The organism is Methylacidimicrobium sp. B4, assembly GCF_017310545.1.
Classification (GTDB): domain Bacteria; phylum Verrucomicrobiota; class Verrucomicrobiia; order Methylacidiphilales; family Methylacidiphilaceae; genus Methylacidimicrobium.
On the sequence record NZ_CP066203.1, the window covers coordinates 1,468,729 to 1,483,699 of the forward strand.

The 14,971-nt window shown below is 63.1% G+C and carries 15 protein-coding genes and 1 tRNA gene; 10 read left to right on the forward strand and 6 right to left on the reverse strand.

Features of this window, described 5'->3' with window-relative positions; translation table 11 throughout:
- Nucleotides 1–23: 23 nt before the first annotated feature.
- Nucleotides 24–806 (reverse strand): Fe-S cluster assembly ATPase SufC, encoded by a 783-nt coding sequence (gene sufC / locus MacB4_RS07010; RefSeq protein WP_206863176.1) that lies wholly within the window; start codon nucleotides 804–806, stop codon nucleotides 24–26.
- 229 nt (nucleotides 807–1,035) lie between these two features.
- Between sufC and MacB4_RS07015 the strand changes: the two genes are divergently transcribed.
- Nucleotides 1,036–1,110 (forward strand) — tRNA-Pro (locus MacB4_RS07015).
- A 23-nt stretch (nucleotides 1,111–1,133) separates the two neighbouring features.
- Here the strand turns inward: MacB4_RS07015 and MacB4_RS07020 are convergent.
- Nucleotides 1,134–2,219 (reverse strand): ATPase, T2SS/T4P/T4SS family, encoded by a 1,086-nt coding sequence (locus tag MacB4_RS07020; protein ID WP_206863177.1) that lies wholly within the window; start codon nucleotides 2,217–2,219, stop codon nucleotides 1,134–1,136.
- The gene (locus MacB4_RS07025; protein ID WP_206863178.1) at nucleotides 2,216–3,508 is read right to left on the reverse strand and encodes an ATPase, T2SS/T4P/T4SS family; all 1,293 of its coding nucleotides are present in this window, start codon (nucleotides 3,506–3,508) and stop codon (nucleotides 2,216–2,218) included. Before MacB4_RS07025 ends, MacB4_RS07020 begins: the two co-directional genes overlap by 4 nt.
- Before the next feature lie 138 nt (nucleotides 3,509–3,646).
- Here MacB4_RS07025 and hisB point away from each other — a divergent pair, with 138 nt between their 5' ends.
- Nucleotides 3,647–4,258 carry an imidazoleglycerol-phosphate dehydratase HisB gene (gene hisB / locus MacB4_RS07030; RefSeq protein ID WP_206863179.1) on the forward strand — a complete coding sequence of 204 codons (612 nt, stop codon included), beginning with the start codon at nucleotides 3,647–3,649 and terminating at the stop codon, nucleotides 4,256–4,258.
- Between the two features lie 24 nt (nucleotides 4,259–4,282).
- Nucleotides 4,283–5,227 carry a dihydropteroate synthase gene (locus MacB4_RS07035; RefSeq protein ID WP_206863180.1) on the forward strand — a complete coding sequence of 315 codons (945 nt, stop codon included), beginning with the start codon at nucleotides 4,283–4,285 and terminating at the stop codon, nucleotides 5,225–5,227.
- On the opposite strand, the gene ilvB is transcribed toward MacB4_RS07035, so the two are convergent.
- The gene (ilvB, locus tag MacB4_RS07040) at nucleotides 5,175–7,004 is read right to left on the reverse strand and encodes a biosynthetic-type acetolactate synthase large subunit (RefSeq protein ID WP_242529161.1); all 1,830 of its coding nucleotides are present in this window, start codon (nucleotides 7,002–7,004) and stop codon (nucleotides 5,175–5,177) included. The two genes, MacB4_RS07035 and ilvB, sit on opposite strands and share 53 nt — an antisense overlap.
- A gap of 184 nt (nucleotides 7,005–7,188) precedes the next feature.
- On the opposite strand from ilvB, the gene rplM reads away from it, so the two are divergent.
- From rplM to argF, 7 genes are all read left to right on the forward strand, one after another.
- Nucleotides 7,189–7,620 (forward strand): 50S ribosomal protein L13, encoded by a 432-nt coding sequence (rplM, locus tag MacB4_RS07045; RefSeq protein WP_206863181.1) that lies wholly within the window; start codon nucleotides 7,189–7,191, stop codon nucleotides 7,618–7,620.
- Between the two features lie 7 nt (nucleotides 7,621–7,627).
- Nucleotides 7,628–8,023, forward strand: coding sequence for a 30S ribosomal protein S9 (rpsI, locus tag MacB4_RS07050; protein WP_206863182.1), 396 nt, complete (start codon nucleotides 7,628–7,630; stop codon nucleotides 8,021–8,023).
- A 68-nt stretch (nucleotides 8,024–8,091) separates the two neighbouring features.
- Entirely contained in the window at nucleotides 8,092–9,123 is a 1,032-nt protein-coding gene (gene argC, locus MacB4_RS07055; RefSeq protein ID WP_206863183.1) for an N-acetyl-gamma-glutamyl-phosphate reductase, read from the forward strand.
- Nucleotides 9,120–10,331, forward strand: coding sequence for a bifunctional glutamate N-acetyltransferase/amino-acid acetyltransferase ArgJ (gene argJ / locus MacB4_RS07060; protein WP_206863184.1), 1,212 nt, complete (start codon nucleotides 9,120–9,122; stop codon nucleotides 10,329–10,331). The genes argC and argJ overlap by 4 nt, the downstream gene beginning before the upstream one ends.
- A 70-nt stretch (nucleotides 10,332–10,401) precedes the next feature.
- Nucleotides 10,402–11,268 (forward strand): acetylglutamate kinase, encoded by an 867-nt coding sequence (gene argB, locus MacB4_RS07065; protein WP_206863185.1) that lies wholly within the window; start codon nucleotides 10,402–10,404, stop codon nucleotides 11,266–11,268.
- Nucleotides 11,269–11,314: 46 nt separating this feature from the next.
- Complete coding sequence (locus tag MacB4_RS07070) at nucleotides 11,315–12,553, forward strand: aspartate aminotransferase family protein (RefSeq protein ID WP_242529162.1); 1,239 nt, start codon at nucleotides 11,315–11,317, stop codon at nucleotides 12,551–12,553.
- A gap of 140 nt (nucleotides 12,554–12,693) precedes the next feature.
- Entirely contained in the window at nucleotides 12,694–13,602 is a 909-nt protein-coding gene (gene argF / locus MacB4_RS07075) for an ornithine carbamoyltransferase (RefSeq protein WP_206863186.1), read from the forward strand.
- A gap of 10 nt (nucleotides 13,603–13,612) precedes the next feature.
- Here argF and MacB4_RS07080 read toward each other — a convergent pair whose 3' ends face one another.
- Both MacB4_RS07080 and MacB4_RS07085 read right to left on the reverse strand, forming a co-directional pair.
- The gene (locus tag MacB4_RS07080; protein WP_206863187.1) at nucleotides 13,613–14,215 is read right to left on the reverse strand and encodes a riboflavin synthase; all 603 of its coding nucleotides are present in this window, start codon (nucleotides 14,213–14,215) and stop codon (nucleotides 13,613–13,615) included.
- Nucleotides 14,216–14,225: 10 nt separating this feature from the next.
- Complete coding sequence (locus MacB4_RS07085; RefSeq protein ID WP_206863188.1) at nucleotides 14,226–14,960, reverse strand: SDR family NAD(P)-dependent oxidoreductase; 735 nt, start codon at nucleotides 14,958–14,960, stop codon at nucleotides 14,226–14,228.
- Nucleotides 14,961–14,971: the final 11 nt, after the last annotated feature.

A 14,971-nucleotide genomic window follows, 5' to 3' on the forward strand; every position in this document is an offset into this window, starting at 1 on the left:
TCTCCTTCTTCGATAACCTACGCCTAGGCTCCCGTCTCCGCCAGGGGAGAAAGGTTCGGGGACCCGTATCGTTCCTCCAGGGAGCCGTACCCGCGCCGCTCGAGCTCCTGGGCGAGCTCCGGTCCACCGCTCTGGACGATTCGTCCTGCCACCATGACATGAACGAAGTCCGGCGCGACGTAATCGAGGAGCCTTTGATAATGCGTGATGATCAGAAAACCCACTTCGGGGCCCCGCAGACGGTTGACTCCATTCGCAACGACCTTGAGGGCGTCGATGTCGAGACCGCTGTCGGTCTCGTCCAGGATGCCATACCGGGGGTGGAGCATCGCCATTTGCAGGACTTCCGCGCGTTTCTTCTCCCCTCCCGAAAAGCCGGCGTTCAAGGGGCGCGAGCTGAATTGGCGTTGCATCCCGAGAGCATCCATTTCGTGATAGAGCTTCTGATAAAACTCGGTCACAGAGAGAGATTCTCCTTCGGGGAGCCGCGCCTGCACCGCTGCCCGCAGGAAGTTGGCGATGCTCACCCCGGGGATTTCGCAGGGGTATTGAAAAGCGAGGAAGAGGCCCATCCGGGCGCGCTCATCGGGCTCGCGATCAAGAAGCGGGACGCCGTCGAGCGAGACGGAACCCTGAGTCACGTCGTAATCGGGATGGCCGGCGAGCACCTTGGCCAGCGTGCTCTTCCCCGACCCGTTGGGTCCCATGATGGCATGAGTCTCTCCCGGCCGAATCTCCAGGGAAATGCCCCGCAGAATTTCCCGTTCGACTATCCTTGCATGCAGGTCGCAGATTTGAAGGCTCATGACTCGCGTTGTCGTTTCCTGTTCTCTCGTCGCATGGAGCAAAAACTGTGCCGACTGGGCTTCTCCGGGAATTCCCGATCGCTCTCGGAGAAAATGCTACACTTTGTCGGAAGAGAAACATGGCAAAAAGAAGCGGGGGCAGCAATGTGTCTTTTTTTATGCCACGGATGGGCTATGGTTGGATGCAGATCCGCCGCCGGGATTCGGAAGGCGGCTTCGGCCGGCAATACGGAGTGTAGCTCAGCCTGGTCAGAGCGCTTGCTTTGGGAGCAAGAAGTCGCAGGTTCGAATCCTGCCACTCCGAGTGCGGGCGAACGGGTCGGTTCCCTAATGCTTTGACACGAGGCCACCCGCCAGCCCGGTATCGAGCCGGGCAAGGAAGCGCTCCTTGTCCCGAGCATGCCCAAAGGCCTCCTGGGCGCCGACGATCCCGGAGTGACAGAGATCCCACAAGGCATCGTCAACGTGCTTGCCTCCCTCCGATCCCACTTGGACGAACTCTTTGAGGGTGGAGAGGGATCCGCCCCGAATCGCTGCCGCCACGGCAGGATGGACAGGAAGGGTTTCGTAGAGAACGGCGACTCCCCTCCCGTCGAGGCGTGGCAGGACGGTTGGGGACAGGACCAGCCGCAGCATCGCGGCCACGCGCTCCGCACCCGTATTCGTTTCGCTTTGCCGCAGGGTGCGGAGCAAGCTTGCCACTCCGTCCGCCGCTCCCTCGGCTTCATGGGTCGCGAGCACAAGCTTTCCTGATTCGGCCAAATCGAGAGCCGCCTCGATCGCCGGGGTTTCGCGCAGGGGATCGATGGCCACCATGTCTGCGTCGCGAGCGAGGGGTGAGCCGAGTGCCCTCGCCATGTCGGGGAAGTCCCGAGGAGTCTCCCAACGGCTGATCCAGCTCCGTCCGGGTGGATAGGAGAAGCGGGCGGGCTCTTCCTCCAGTGCGAGGATGTGCCAGCACTCGATGTTGCCCAACCAGGCAACGAGGCTTGCAAGGAGGGTGCTCTTCCCTGCGGCGATTCCGCCGGCAAGCAGGACCAGTCCCCGGAGGGCGCCCAAATGGCGAAGAGGGGGAGGAGCGGCCCGCGGGCTGAACGGGGGAGGAGGAAGGAGGGGGAAGAGGATCATGCCGGCTGGCGGCTTTCCCGCGGAGAAGCGACCGCGAAAGAGGATGCCGCCGGGGCCCGGGTAGCATGGGATCCGGCCGCTCCCTACGCGCTCTGCTGCGCTCCAGTCATCTCTCCGGGCCAGGGATTGTAACCAACGGTTCGCTTGCTCGGGAGAAACGGGAGGGAAGGGCAAGGGGCCGAGCTTCCCGTTCACCCGCGCCGCAGGCGCCTCGCCCCCGAAGAGATGAACGGCGGTCGCTCCGTTCGCAAGAGCCGATGCGAGAATCTTGTGGAGATCGTTCACAAAACGCCAGGATAGTCGGGTGCGTGCATCCTCGCTACCCATCGCGGTCGATATCGAGCGCGCGCATAGGCCGCCTCCATCGTGATGCGGCTCTCTTGAAACAACCGCCACAGAGAGTCGTCGATCGGCTGAAAATGCCTTCCTTCGCCGACGTCGAGAACGCTCTCGATCCGCTCCGGCCTCGCGCTCGTCAAGGAAGCCGCGGCCGCCGGAACGTTCCGGAAGAGCTCGGTCGCGGCCACGCGCTCCTTGCCGGTGGCTCCAGGGACCAGCTCGAGCGCGATGATGGCCCGCAGCGTTCGAACGAGCAAGGAGCGGCTCGCCTCTTGGGGCATCTCAGCGCAGAGGCTCCGCAGTACCTCCGCCACCCCGCGAAGGCCGAGGGTCGCCATTACCAGCGCACCGCTGCGAGCCGTCTCCTCCACCAATAGCGGGAGAGTGCTCGGGCCTACGGAGACATCCAGAAGCAAGACGTCCGGATCCATGGCAAAGGCTGCGCGAAGCACTTCATCCCTCTCTCCGTGGAGCTCGGCGAAGGCGATGCGGACGGGTCGAGGTGGGTCGTCCTCCCAAGCGTGCTCCGGCAGATCCTCCAGAATGACGACCCGCCCGGGCCTCGAACGGCGGACTTGCCGGGCGAGTGCGGCAAGGAGCGTTGATTTTCCTTGGCCGGAGCCGCCGGCCACGAGGATCAGCCCCGAGGGAATCGTTGCCAACGGCATGGCTTCTTCCATTCCGAGATCGCGTAGCTCGGGTGCATGAGGAAAAAGGAGGCGAAAGCTAAGAAAATAGCCGGTTGCATCCCGGCCCACGGTCAGCCGGGTACGCAGCCGACCTCCGGCGTACGGGAGGGAAGCCCACCCCTGTCGGGCCAGCGCTTCTCTGCCGCAGGCCGGGAGGGTCCGCTCGACGATCTCCGCAATGTGCCGGACGGAGAGAGCGCTCCAGCCTCCGCCCAGGCTCCGGAGCCGTCCCTGGCGACGGCAGAGAGGAGGATGATTCGGGGCCAAATGGAGGTCTGAGCATCCCTGCAGAGCGGCTTCCCTCAGGCATTGATCCACAAAGGGTTCCCCAGGAGCTCCGTGCGGCTCGCTTGTCTCTTGCCGCCGCAGCCAAGCCCTCTGAGTCGAATCGATCAATCCCTGCTCATGCAGGAGATCCGCCGCGTTCGCCTCGGGGAGGGTCGCCAAAGCGGCGCGTATCGCGGGAAGACGAGCCTCTTCGAGCCAGCGATGGCCGATGGCGGTCGCGAGAATGCGCTCGTTGCCTGAATCTTCCACGGTGGGCATCCGACTCCGAACTCTAGCGGAGCGAGCAACCGATTCCAAGGCTGCGGCGGGGCCGAGGGGATGCGGCAAGAGCAGGGACCTGGGTCGCCTCGCCCGAAGACCATTGTTCTTTGCGGGGGAGGCGCCTTCTGCTACGGAATGGGTGTGGCACCCCATCGAACAGCAAGGATTGAGCGATCGACGAAGGAGACGGAAATTTCCCTCTCGCTCGATCTGGATGGTTGCGGAAGAGGCGAGATCGGGACGGGCATTCCCTTCTTCGACCACATGCTTGCGCTTTTTGCCCGCCACGGGCTCCTCGATCTCCAGGTGCGCGCCCGTGGCGATCGAGAGGTAGACTTCCATCACACGGTAGAGGATGTCGGCATCTGCCTTGGCCAGGCTGTGGAAGCGGCGCTCGGCGACAAAATTGGCATTCGCCGCTATGGATTCGCCTTGGTGCCGATGGACGAGGCATTGGCGCAGGCGGCGATCGACGTGAGCGGCAGGCCGTTCTTGGCCCTGAGAACACCCGATCTCCCCCCCCTCGCCCTTCTCCACGCGGGCGCATTTCCCGCGCAGCTGCTCGAGGAATTTCTCCGCGCAGTGACCGTGCACGGCATGCTGACGCTCCATCTGGAGATCCGGGCCGCCCGGGATCCGCATCACCTGCTGGAAGCGTCATTCAAGGCCGTGGCGCGTGCGCTTGCCATGAGCGTGGAAAAAGACGGACGGATCGTCGACGTCCCAAGCACCAAGGGGGTCTTGTAGCGGAAAGGGGGAAAGGATCCGGCCGTGCTCTCGTTGCGTGATTTGGGCGCTCTGGCCAGCCGCCACGCTCCGCTGCTCGATCGGCCATCCCACGAGTTCGAGCTCCGGGGTCGGACCTTCGGAGGCCGAGACGCAGCCGCTTGCCCCCAGCTCATGGGGGTGATCAATCTCTCTCCCGACTCCTGGTATCGCGAGAGCGTCGTGCTCACGCCCGAAGCCGCGATTCGGCGCGGGCAGCTCTTGGCCGATACGGGGGCCGTCCTTCTCGACGTCGGGACCGAGTCTTCCCTGGATTACGCCGCTCGAGTTGCGCCCGAAGATCAGATTCGCAAATTGATGCCAGTCATCGAAGGCCTGGTCGCCCGGCAGCTCCTGGTTTCGATCGAAACCTACCACCCTCTGGTGGCGCAAGCCGCCCTTCGCGCGGGGGCGGCGGTCATCAACTTCACCGGAAGAGAAGGTCTGGATGAGCTCCTTCCGCTCGTGGCAAAGGAAGACGCGGGGTTGATCCTCAACTTTGTGGAAGGCGCCCATGTGCGCGACCCTCGTGCCGTCCGCTTATCGCACGATGCAGTCGGCGACTTGATGCCGTATTTCGCAGAGCGTTGCCGCCTCGCCGAAAGGGCCGGGGTACGCAGGCTCTGGATCGATCCGGGCCTCGGGTTTTACTATCCGAACCTTCAAGACGGGGCGGTGCGGATCGAGCGGCAGATGGAGATTTTCCTGGGAAGCTTCCGCCTGCACGAGCTGGGATGGCCGGTCTGCCATGCCCTGCCACACGCCTTCGAATGTTTCGAGGAGGAGGTCCGTTGCGCGGAACCGTTTTTCGCAGTTCTCGCCATTCTGGGACAGACCGATCTGCTCCGCACTCATGAAGTTGCCCGAGTGCTGGGGGTCGTTCGCGCGATGAGGCTTTTCAGCACTGGGCGGATGTCGGATCCTTCTCGTCGGGCAGGCTTCCCAGGATGATGTCATGCACGGTCATGCCCGCCGGGATCATCGGCAAGACATGTTCGGTGTAGGGCACGTGAACGTCGACGACGTAGGGGGTTTCGGCCGCCAGGAGGCGCTCAAGGGCGGGGCGAAGCTCTTCGGGCCGGCGAACTTCTTCTGCGGGAACGCCAAAGCCTTCGCAGATCCGATGGTAGCTCGGATAATGCCGCTCCACGTTCCGGGGATCGCCGAGAAAGGTGTGGGCGCGATTCCCGGCGAAGAAACGATCCTCCCATTGGACCACCATGCCCAGATGCTGGTTGTTCAGGATGACCGCCTTTGCCGGGATGCCCTCGGTAACGGCCGTGGCCAGCTCTTGGATGTTCATCAAGAAGCTTCCGTCGCCGTCGATATCGATTACCTGTCGGTCCGGAAAGGCCACCTTTGCCCCTAAGGCCGCGGGGAATCCGAAACCCATCGTGCCCAGGCCTGAAGAGGAAAGAAAGCTGCGCGGCTGGATAAATTGGTAGAATTGAGCTGCCCACATCTGGTGTTGCCCCACACCCGTGGTGATGATCGCCTCGCCCTTCGTCAGGCGGAAGAGCTCCTCGACGACCTGCTGCGGCAGGATGGCGCCGGGCACGGCCCGGTAAGAGAAGGGATAGCGCGCCTTCCACTGGGCGATTTGCGCATGCCAGGGCTTACGATCCTTTTGCGGGTGCCGCTCGGCCTCGAGCATCGTGTTGAGACGCTCCAGAGCATCCCGGACATCGCCGAGAATCGGTAGATCGGCTCTCTTGTTCTTATTGAGCTCGGAGCTGTCGACGTCCAGGTGGATGATGGTCGCGCGCTTGGCGAACTCCTCCACGTTGCCGGTCACCCGGTCATCGAATCGGACGCCCATGGCCAAGAGAAGGTCGCAGGCGTCGGCAGCGTAGTTCGCATAGACCGTTCCGTGCATGCCCAACCAACGGAGCGACAATTCGTGCGTTTCGGGAAAGCAGCCGATTCCCATGAGGGTCGTTGCCACTGGCACACCGGTCCGTTCCGCGAAGCGCCGGAGCACTTCCCAAGCCTCGCCGGAGAGAATGCCGCCCCCGACGTAGAGCAACGGGCGCTCGGCTCTTTCCAGGGCAACCAAGATCGCCTCCAGCTCCTCGTCGGAAGCCCGTGGCACCGGCTTGCGTCCGCCGAAGGTTCCTTCGCGCGCCCTCGGCTGAACGGAGGCTTGCTGCACATCTTTCGGGATGTCGAGAAGAACCGGGCCGGGCCTCCCGGTCCGCGCGAGCAGAACCGCCTCCTGGACGATCGACGGAATATCATCCGCGGAGATGACCAGGTAGCTATGCTTGACGATCGGAAGCGTGAGCCCGAAGACATCGGTCTCCTGGAAGGCACCCCTTCCGATCATCTCCCGCTTCACCTGACCCGTAATCGCAACGAGCGGCACGGAGTCCATGTACGCATCCGCAATTCCGGTCACGAGGTTGGTGGCGCCCGGGCCACTGGTCGCCATGCAGACCCCCACTCTCCCGCTGGCGCGAGCGTAACCCTCGGCCATGAAGGCCCCGCCTTGCTCATGGCGGGGCAAAATCGTGCGAATCTTTCGGGAACGGGTCAGCGACTGATGGAGCACCATGCTCGCCCCGCCTGGATAGGCAAATACGGTATCGACCCCCACTTTTTCTAACGCGGCGACGACGGCGTCGGCGCCGTTCTTGTAGCTTGCTCCAGCAAGCGCTGCCGGATGGGGAGAGAGGTTGCTGTGAGGGGAGGTCTTCTCCAAGTCCTTGCGGCTCATGATTAGGTCCATCCCGAAGGATCTGATTCTCCTGACATGTTTTCTTTCCGGGGAAAGAAATGGCTATATTAAGCGCGAAATTGTTCTCCGTCCAGGCCGGACTTTTGCGGAAGGTCGGCTCACCGGAAGGGGAGAGGGAAAAGGCGGCGGATCGCCCTTGACAAACATTCCGGTGTTCCCTAGGGTTTTCCTTCCCGTGAAAACGTTCAGTGCGAAACCCGCCGAAGTTCGGCGTTCTTGGTATGTCATCGATGCGGCGGGCCAGCCGGTTGGCCGGGTCGCCATGCGAGCGGCGGTCTTGCTCCGCGGCAAGCACAAGGCGGAATATACCTCCCATATCGACACCGGCGATCATGTGGTGGTGATCAATGCTGCGAGGGCGGTTTTTACCGGGAAGAAGGATGTGACGAAAACCTATATGCGGTATTCAGGCTTCATTGGCGGGCATCATTCCGATACGGTTCGGGAAGTCCGGGAGAAGAAGCCCGCGTTCTTGATCGAGCACGCCGTCAAAGGGATGATCCCTCACAATCGTCTCGGGAGAAGAGTCTTCCAGAAGCTCCACGTCTACCCGGGACCGGAACACCCGCATGCCGCCCAGCAGCCTCTGGCTGCGCCCAATTCGTAAGCACCCTATGACGACGCAAAGTGAATGGAAGGCGACAGGTCGACGGAAAACGGCCGTTGCCTCAGTGAGGCTCCTTGCGGGGACGGGAACATTTCAGGTGAATCGACGGGCGCTGGAGGACTATTTTCCGGAGGCGGCTCAGCGCTTGGCGGTCTACAGGCCGCTGGAGATCAGCGAAACGCTCAAGAAGTTCGACCTTGAAGCGCGCGTGCGCGGCGGTGGCCTGACCGGCCAGGCCCATGCCTTGAGCTTGGCGCTGAGTCGGGCGCTCGTTCGCTGGCAGCCCGAGATCCGCCCGAAGCTCAAGGAGGCCTCTCTCCTGACCCGAGATCCTCGGATGAAGGAGAGAAAGAAGTCCGGCCAGCCGGGCGCTCGGAAGCGGTTTCAATTTTCCAAACGGTAGGGCGGGTCGGCTTTGCCGAACACGCCTGGGCGGGAGGCTCCTGCCGCGGTTGCGAAACGGATGGCATCATGGGTTCGTGCCGAGTCGCCGTAGTTGGTGCGGCCGGGTATGCGGGGGAGGAGCTCGTACGGCTGCTGTCCCGCCATCCAGGGATTACTCTCTCGCTCTTGACCTCCCGAATGCATCAGGGAGAGCGGGCGAACGAGGTGATTTCCGGGCTTCCCGACTCGGCCGGGGAACTCGTGTTCGAGGAGCCGGAGGTTCGTCGCCTGTGCGAGGCCGACGTGATCTTCTTGGCCCTGCCGCATGGGGCTGCTGCGGAATATGTCATTCCGCTTCGGGAAAAGGGCAGGATCGTCGTCGACCTGAGCGCGGATTTCCGGTTGCGCAATCCGCGCCACTACGAGACGGACTACGGTTGGGCTCACCCTGCGCCCGCACTCCTTTCCGGGGCGGTTTACGCTTTACCGGAGCTCCATCGGGAGGAGATCCGGCGGGCGGATCTGCTCGCGGTGCCGGGCTGTTATCCGACGAGCGTCCTCCTGGGCCTCTACCCCGCGCTCACCGCCGATTGGCTGCGCGAGGAGGACATCGTGGCGAACTCCCTTAGCGGCACATCGGGGGCGGGCAGGCGGCCGGAAGTGGCGCTTCTCTTCAGCGAAATGAGCGAAAATGCCCGCCCTTATGGGGTCCCACGGCACCGCCATGTGGCCGAAATGGAACAGGAGCTCGATCGATTGGCGGGCAGGAAGGTCGGACTTGCCTTCATCCCACACCTGATTCCGCTCGCCCGCGGCATGCTTTCGACCATCGTCTGTCCGTTGCGAGCCGGAATCGGAGCCGAGGAGGCCCATGCGCATTATGCTTCCCTCTATCAGGGTGATGCGTTCGTTCACGTGTTGCCTCTGGGGACGCTTCCCGCCGTCCGAGATGTCGTTCGGACCAATCGTGCGGATATCGCCGTGCAATGCGATGAGGCTGGAGCCCGGCTGCTCGTGTTTTGCGCCATCGATAATCTCGGGAAAGGGGCTGCCGGACAGGCGGTGCAAGGGATGAATCTCCGGCTCGGGCTTCCCGAGGAAGAGGGGCTCTTGCGGTGAAGGAAGACATTGCGCCGGTGGAAGGGGGGGGCGTAACGACACCCAGAGGGTTTCTCGCCTCGGGAGTGGCCTGTGGAATCAAGGCTGGCGGGGAGAAGGATCTGTCGCTGATCTGCTCCGAGCGGGCCGGGCACGTCGTCGGGCTCTTCACCGAGAACCGGGTTCCGGCGGCACCCGTGGTGCTCTCGCGGCGTCATGCGGCGCTGGGGAATGGGCGCGCCGTCGTCATCAACTCCGGGAATGCGAATGCTTGCACCGGTCCCGCGGGGATGGCCAACGCGACCGAGATGGTCAATCGGGTAGCTGCCGGAATCGGCTGTCCCCCCGAGGAGGTCTTCGTCTGCTCGACGGGACGCATCGGGATCCCCTTGCCGATGGCGAAGGTCCGCAAGGGTATCGATCTGGCGCTCGGTCGGTTGAGCCCGCAAGGCGGGAAGGATGCGGCCCTGGGAATTCTCACGACCGACACCTATCCCAAGACGATGGGGCTCCGAGTCAGCTTGGGAGAGCAGGAACTCTTCCTGGGCGGGATGGCCAAGGGTGCGGGGATGATCGATCCTCGTCTAGCGACGATGCTCTGCGTCGTTACGACCGATGCGGACGTCTCGGACGAGGCCTTCACCCTTGCCGCGCGTCGGTCGGTGGCCGAGAGCTTCAATCGGATCAGCATCGACGGGGATTGCTCGACCAACGACACCGTGCTGGTATTCGCCAACGGCTTGGCGCGCAATCGTACCTTGACGCCGGAGAGCGGAGAGTTTCGCCTGTTCCAATCAGCCCTTTCGCTGCTGATGGGCCGATTGGCCCGCATGATCGTAGAGGACGGCGAAGGAATCTCCAAGGTGGTCGAGGTTCTGGTTCAGGGAGCTGCCGATGAAGAGGACGCGGAACGAGCGGCGCGCGCGGTGGCTCATTCGCTTCTCGTCAAATGTTCGTGGTATGGCGAAGATCCCAATTGGGGCCGAATCCTCGCCGCCATTGGCTATTCGGGGGCGTCGGTGGACGGGAATCGCGTGGACATCTTCTACAACGGAGTGCAGGCCGTGGCGGCCGGCACGCGCGCTCGCACGTCGGCACGGCTTGTGCAGGAGGCCGTGCGTTTGCCGCAATTTACGATTCTCATCGATCTGGGGATCGGTTCCGGCCATTGTCGGCTCCTGACCTCCGATCTGACCGAACGGTACGTTCGTCTCAACAAAGGGGAATAGCTGCTGCTTTTTCTTGTGAGGAGCGGGCTCCGTTACTACGGTAATCGCGCGCCGCTTTTGGAACGACTCTATGACACCCGCGGACAAAGCCAAAATTTTTCTGGAAGCGCTCCCCTACGTGCAGCGCTTTCGCGACGCCTGCTTTGTCGTCAAATATGGCGGGGCGGCCATGGACGATACCGAGCTCGTGCGCCATACCCTTCGCGATGTGGTTCTTCTGGAGGCGGTGGGGATTCACGTGGTCCTGATTCATGGCGGGGGCCCTGCGATCGGTCGGGCGTTGAAGGAAGCGGGCATTTCCTCGTCGTTCGTCGACGGCCTGCGGATCACGGATGCAGCGACCCTGCGGGTGATCGAACGGGTGCTTTCGGGAGAGGTCGGCCCCGCAATCGTAGAGATTCTCGAGGGCCTGGGCGGGCGGGCGCAACAAGTTCTCGGTCAAGGGGTGTTTGAGGTCAAGCCCCTTGCGGCGACTGCCTCCTTGGCCGGCAAGGGGTCCTTGGGATTCGTAGGCGAGCCGACTTCCATCGATGGGCAAGCCATTCAAGCGCTTCTGGCGGAACGCGTCATTCCGGTCGTCTCTCCGATCGGACGAGGCGAGGATGGGCAGCTGTACAACATCAACGCCGACATTGCGGCCGGCTGCCTGGCGGGAGCCTTGCGGGCCGAAAAGCTGGTCTACCTGACCGATGTCAACGGCGTGCTTCGGGACCCGCAAGATCCAAAATCGACGATCTCGGTGTTGACCCCCAAGGACGTGTCCGTCCTCCAGGACCGTGGAGTCCTGCAAGGAGGGATGTTGCCCAAGGTCCAGTCGGCCTTGTCGGCCCTCCGGGCCGGAGTCGGCAAAGTCCACCTCCTGGATGGACGAATCCCCCATGCCCTTCTTCTGGAAGTATTCACCGATTCCGGGGTTGGCACGGAACTGGTCCTGTGAGGGAGGCCTTCGCCGCACCGGTGCTTGCTTGGCCGGATTTCGTCTCATGACCGACCGCCGATCCAGTCCGGGTACCGCGGAGATCCTGGAGGGCTATCGCCAGTATGTCGTCCCTTCTTACGCCCGTTTCCCCGTGGCCTTCGTGCGGGGAAAGGGCTCCTACGTTTGGGACGCGGAAGATCGTCGCTATCTCGACTTTTGCTGCGGGATCGCGGTGAACGTTTTGGGCCATGCGAGCCCCGTCATCGCCCAGGCGCTGGAAGAGGCGGCAGGGCGGTTGATTCATTGCTCGAATCTCTACTATCACCCGATGGGAGCGGAGCTCGCGGAAACCCTCGTGCGCTGGATCGGAGCGGGAAAGGTGTTTTTCTCGAACAGCGGTGCGGAAGCCAATGAGTGCCTGTTCAAGCTCGCCAGGCGTTTCGGCGAACCGCGCGGCGCCTTCGAAATTTTGACGGCGCAGGGCTCCTTCCACGGGCGGACGTTGGCGGCCATGGCGGCGACTGGACAGGACAAGGTCAGGCGCGGATTCGGCCCGCCGATTCCGGGCTTTCGGCACGTTCCCTTCCTCGACCTGGCGGAGATGGAGCGGGCAATCGGGCCGGCGACGGCGGCCATTCTCGTAGAGCCGATCCAGGGGGAAGGCGGGGTTCGTGCCGCGACCCGGCCGTATCTGCAAGGCTTACGTGAGATCTGTGATCGGCATGGTCTTCTCCTGTTTTTCGATGAGGTGCAAACGGGCGTCTTCCGCTCCGGGCGCTTCTTGGCCTTTCAGCGGCTCATGGAGGGCTGCGAGGAGGAGGTGGGTTTCCTGCCGGACGGGATTGCGATGGCAAAGGGACTGGCGGGAGGGTTTCCCATCGGGGCGACCTGGATTCGCGATCCGTATGCGGATCTGCTAGGCCCGGGCTCCCACGCGTCGACTTTCGGCGGATCGCCGCTGGCGTGCACGGTGGCCTGCGCCGTTCTCCATCATTTGGAAAAAGAGGAACTCGGCAGGCAGATCCGGGAAAAGGGCGAACGGCTCAGTCTCGAGCTGCAGGCAGCGGCTTCTCCGGATCGGGGATGGATCGAATCGATTTCCGGAGTCGGGGGGCTTTTGGGGGTGCACGTTCGGCGGGATGCGCGTTCCCTCGCCCATGAGTTGTTGGCTCAGGGGCTGCTGGTCGCACCCGCGGGAGAACGCGTGGTCCGGCTGCTTCCCCCGCTCAACGTAGCTTCGGAAGAAATCTCGGAGGCAATTGCGATCCTCCGCGCAGCGAATGAAAGGGAGGCCACCCCTTGATCCACTCGTGGTGGAGTTGGCGCCTGGCCGGGGCATCCAAGTGCGGACCAATCGGAGCGGGACGCGATGGGCTGCGGAAAGACGTCGGCCGGCGGATGGCGGGCGCGGGACGCAAGCAACCCACATAATGTAACGCGATCATGGCATCATCCCTTCCTCCCCGTCATCTCCTTTCTGTTACCGACATCAGCGAGGCCGCAGCCCATGCTGTTTTCGAAAAAGTGAAGCTCCAGAAGAGGAGCCTGGGGAAGAGCGGCAGTGACGATCTGCCGTTGCGGGGGCAAGTATGGGCGCTTCTCTTCCGCAAGCCATCCACTCGCACCCGGGTCTCCTTCGAGCTTGCGGTCCGTCAGCTGGGCGGCTCCGCCCTCTTTCTGAGCGCGACCGAGCTGCAGCTGAGCCGTGGGGAACCCATGGAGGACACGGCGCGCGTCCTGGGTCGGATGGTCCAGGGTGCAGTGATCCGGACATTTGCTCAGGAGGAGGTTGCGGCATTCGCCCGTTCCAGCGGCATCCCCACGGTGAACGCGCTGACCGATCAGGAGCATCCCTGCCAGGTATTGGCGGATATCTTCACCTTTGAGGAAAAGCGCGGTCCGCTCGCGGGCAAAACAGTCGCCTTCCTGGGAGATGCTTCCTGCAATGTGGCAAGATCGTGGGCGCTGGCTGCACCAATCTTCCGCTTTCATCTGCGATTGGGTGCCCCTCGTGCGTTCTTCTGCGACGTGGAAAATCCGTGGATCGTGCAAACCGAATCTTCCGAAGAGGCGGTCCGCGGAGCAGATCTCCTCTACACCGATGTGTGGATCTCCATGGGAAGGGAAGAAGAAGGCGTTCTCCGGGAAAGGGCCTTTTCCCCGTATCAGCTCAATCGCCAGCTCGTCGAGCGGGCGAATCCCGAGGCGTTGGTGCTCCACTGCTTGCCGGCCTACCGGGGCAAGGAGATCGATGGAGAGCTGTTTGAGGAGAGGGCCCAGGACATTTTCGACCAAGCGGAAAATCGCCTTCACGTCCAAAAGGGCCTCCTTCGCTGGCTCGTGAACGGGTAGCGAGGAGAGCTCAGGCGCGCTCGGGGAGAGGTTTGCCAATCTGGGCGGCCACGTAGCGGGCGAGGATATCCACCTCAAGGTTGAGCAGATCGCCCTGCCGCTTACCCGGAAGATTGGTTGCCTGCCAGGTGAAGGGGGTGATCCAGACCGAGAACCGGTCTTCCCGGACGACGCCGACCGTCAGGCTGATGCCATCGAGGGCGATGCTCCCCTTCGGAACGATCAGCGTCTCCCATTCCTTGCCGCGTTCGAACCAGAGTTCATGCTCGGCCCCCGGGTTTCGAATCTCCAAGAGCCGTGAGAGCCCATCCACGTGCCCGGTAACGAAGTGGCCGTCGATACGGGATCCGACGGCGACGGAGCGCTCCAGGTTCACGAGATCGCCCTTCTCGAGGCGGCCGACGTTGGTTCGTCTCCGGGTTTCTTCGAGAGTGTCGAACCGGAGTGAGGTCGCTTTCCTTTCCGTAACCGTGAGACAACAGCCGTTGACGGCCAAGCTGTCTCCCGGCCGAAGGGTTTCCGCGAGCGCCCCTCCGTCAATCCAGAGGAGGGGACGATCCGGCATGGGCTGCTCTTGCACCCTCCCTAGCGCTTCCACGATGCCCGTGAACATGGGTTGGCTCCTATCGGAGGTTCCACCCGCCGCTGACGATGATGTGAGAACCGGTGACGTAGCTGCTTCCTTCATCAATGAGGAACTGGATGGCTTGCCATAGATCCTCGTCGGTGCCGAAACGGCCCGCCGGGATCTTGGAGGGCGGGGGAAGGTTGACGCTCTCCTCGAGGTAGCCGGGAGAGACGACATTCACGGTAAGGCCGTGGCGGGCCTCTTCCCGGGCAAAGGAGCGGGAGAGGAGGTAGACACCGATCTTTCCAATGTGATAGCTCAGCGCCATCTCCCGTGCGCCGAGCCGGTCACAGGCCGAGTCGCCGATGTTCACGATTCTTCCCGCACCGGAAGCTCGAAGCAGGGGCAGGGCCGCCAGGGTCGTGAAAAGCATCGCTGTCGCCGTTGTCTGCCACCCGAGCTGCCAGTCCTCCTCACGAGTCTCGAGGAGGCCGACCGGCGGGTAGATGCCCGAGTTGTTAATCAGGAGCCGCAAACCGCCGAAACGCTTCTCCACCTCCTGCAAGAGGCGTTCGGCTTCGGCTTGACGTCGCAGATCCGCTCGGAACGGCTCGGCATCTCCGCCCTCCGCTATCAGGTGCTGGACGAGCTCCTGAGCGCCCTCCACGCTTGCGTGGTAGTGCACGGCGACCGACCAGCCCTCATGGCCCAGTCTGCGAGCCAGAGCCGCCCCGAGGCCGCGTCCGGCTCCGGTCACAAGCGCCACCTTTTTGCGTTGCGATCCTTCCATTCTCCTGCGCA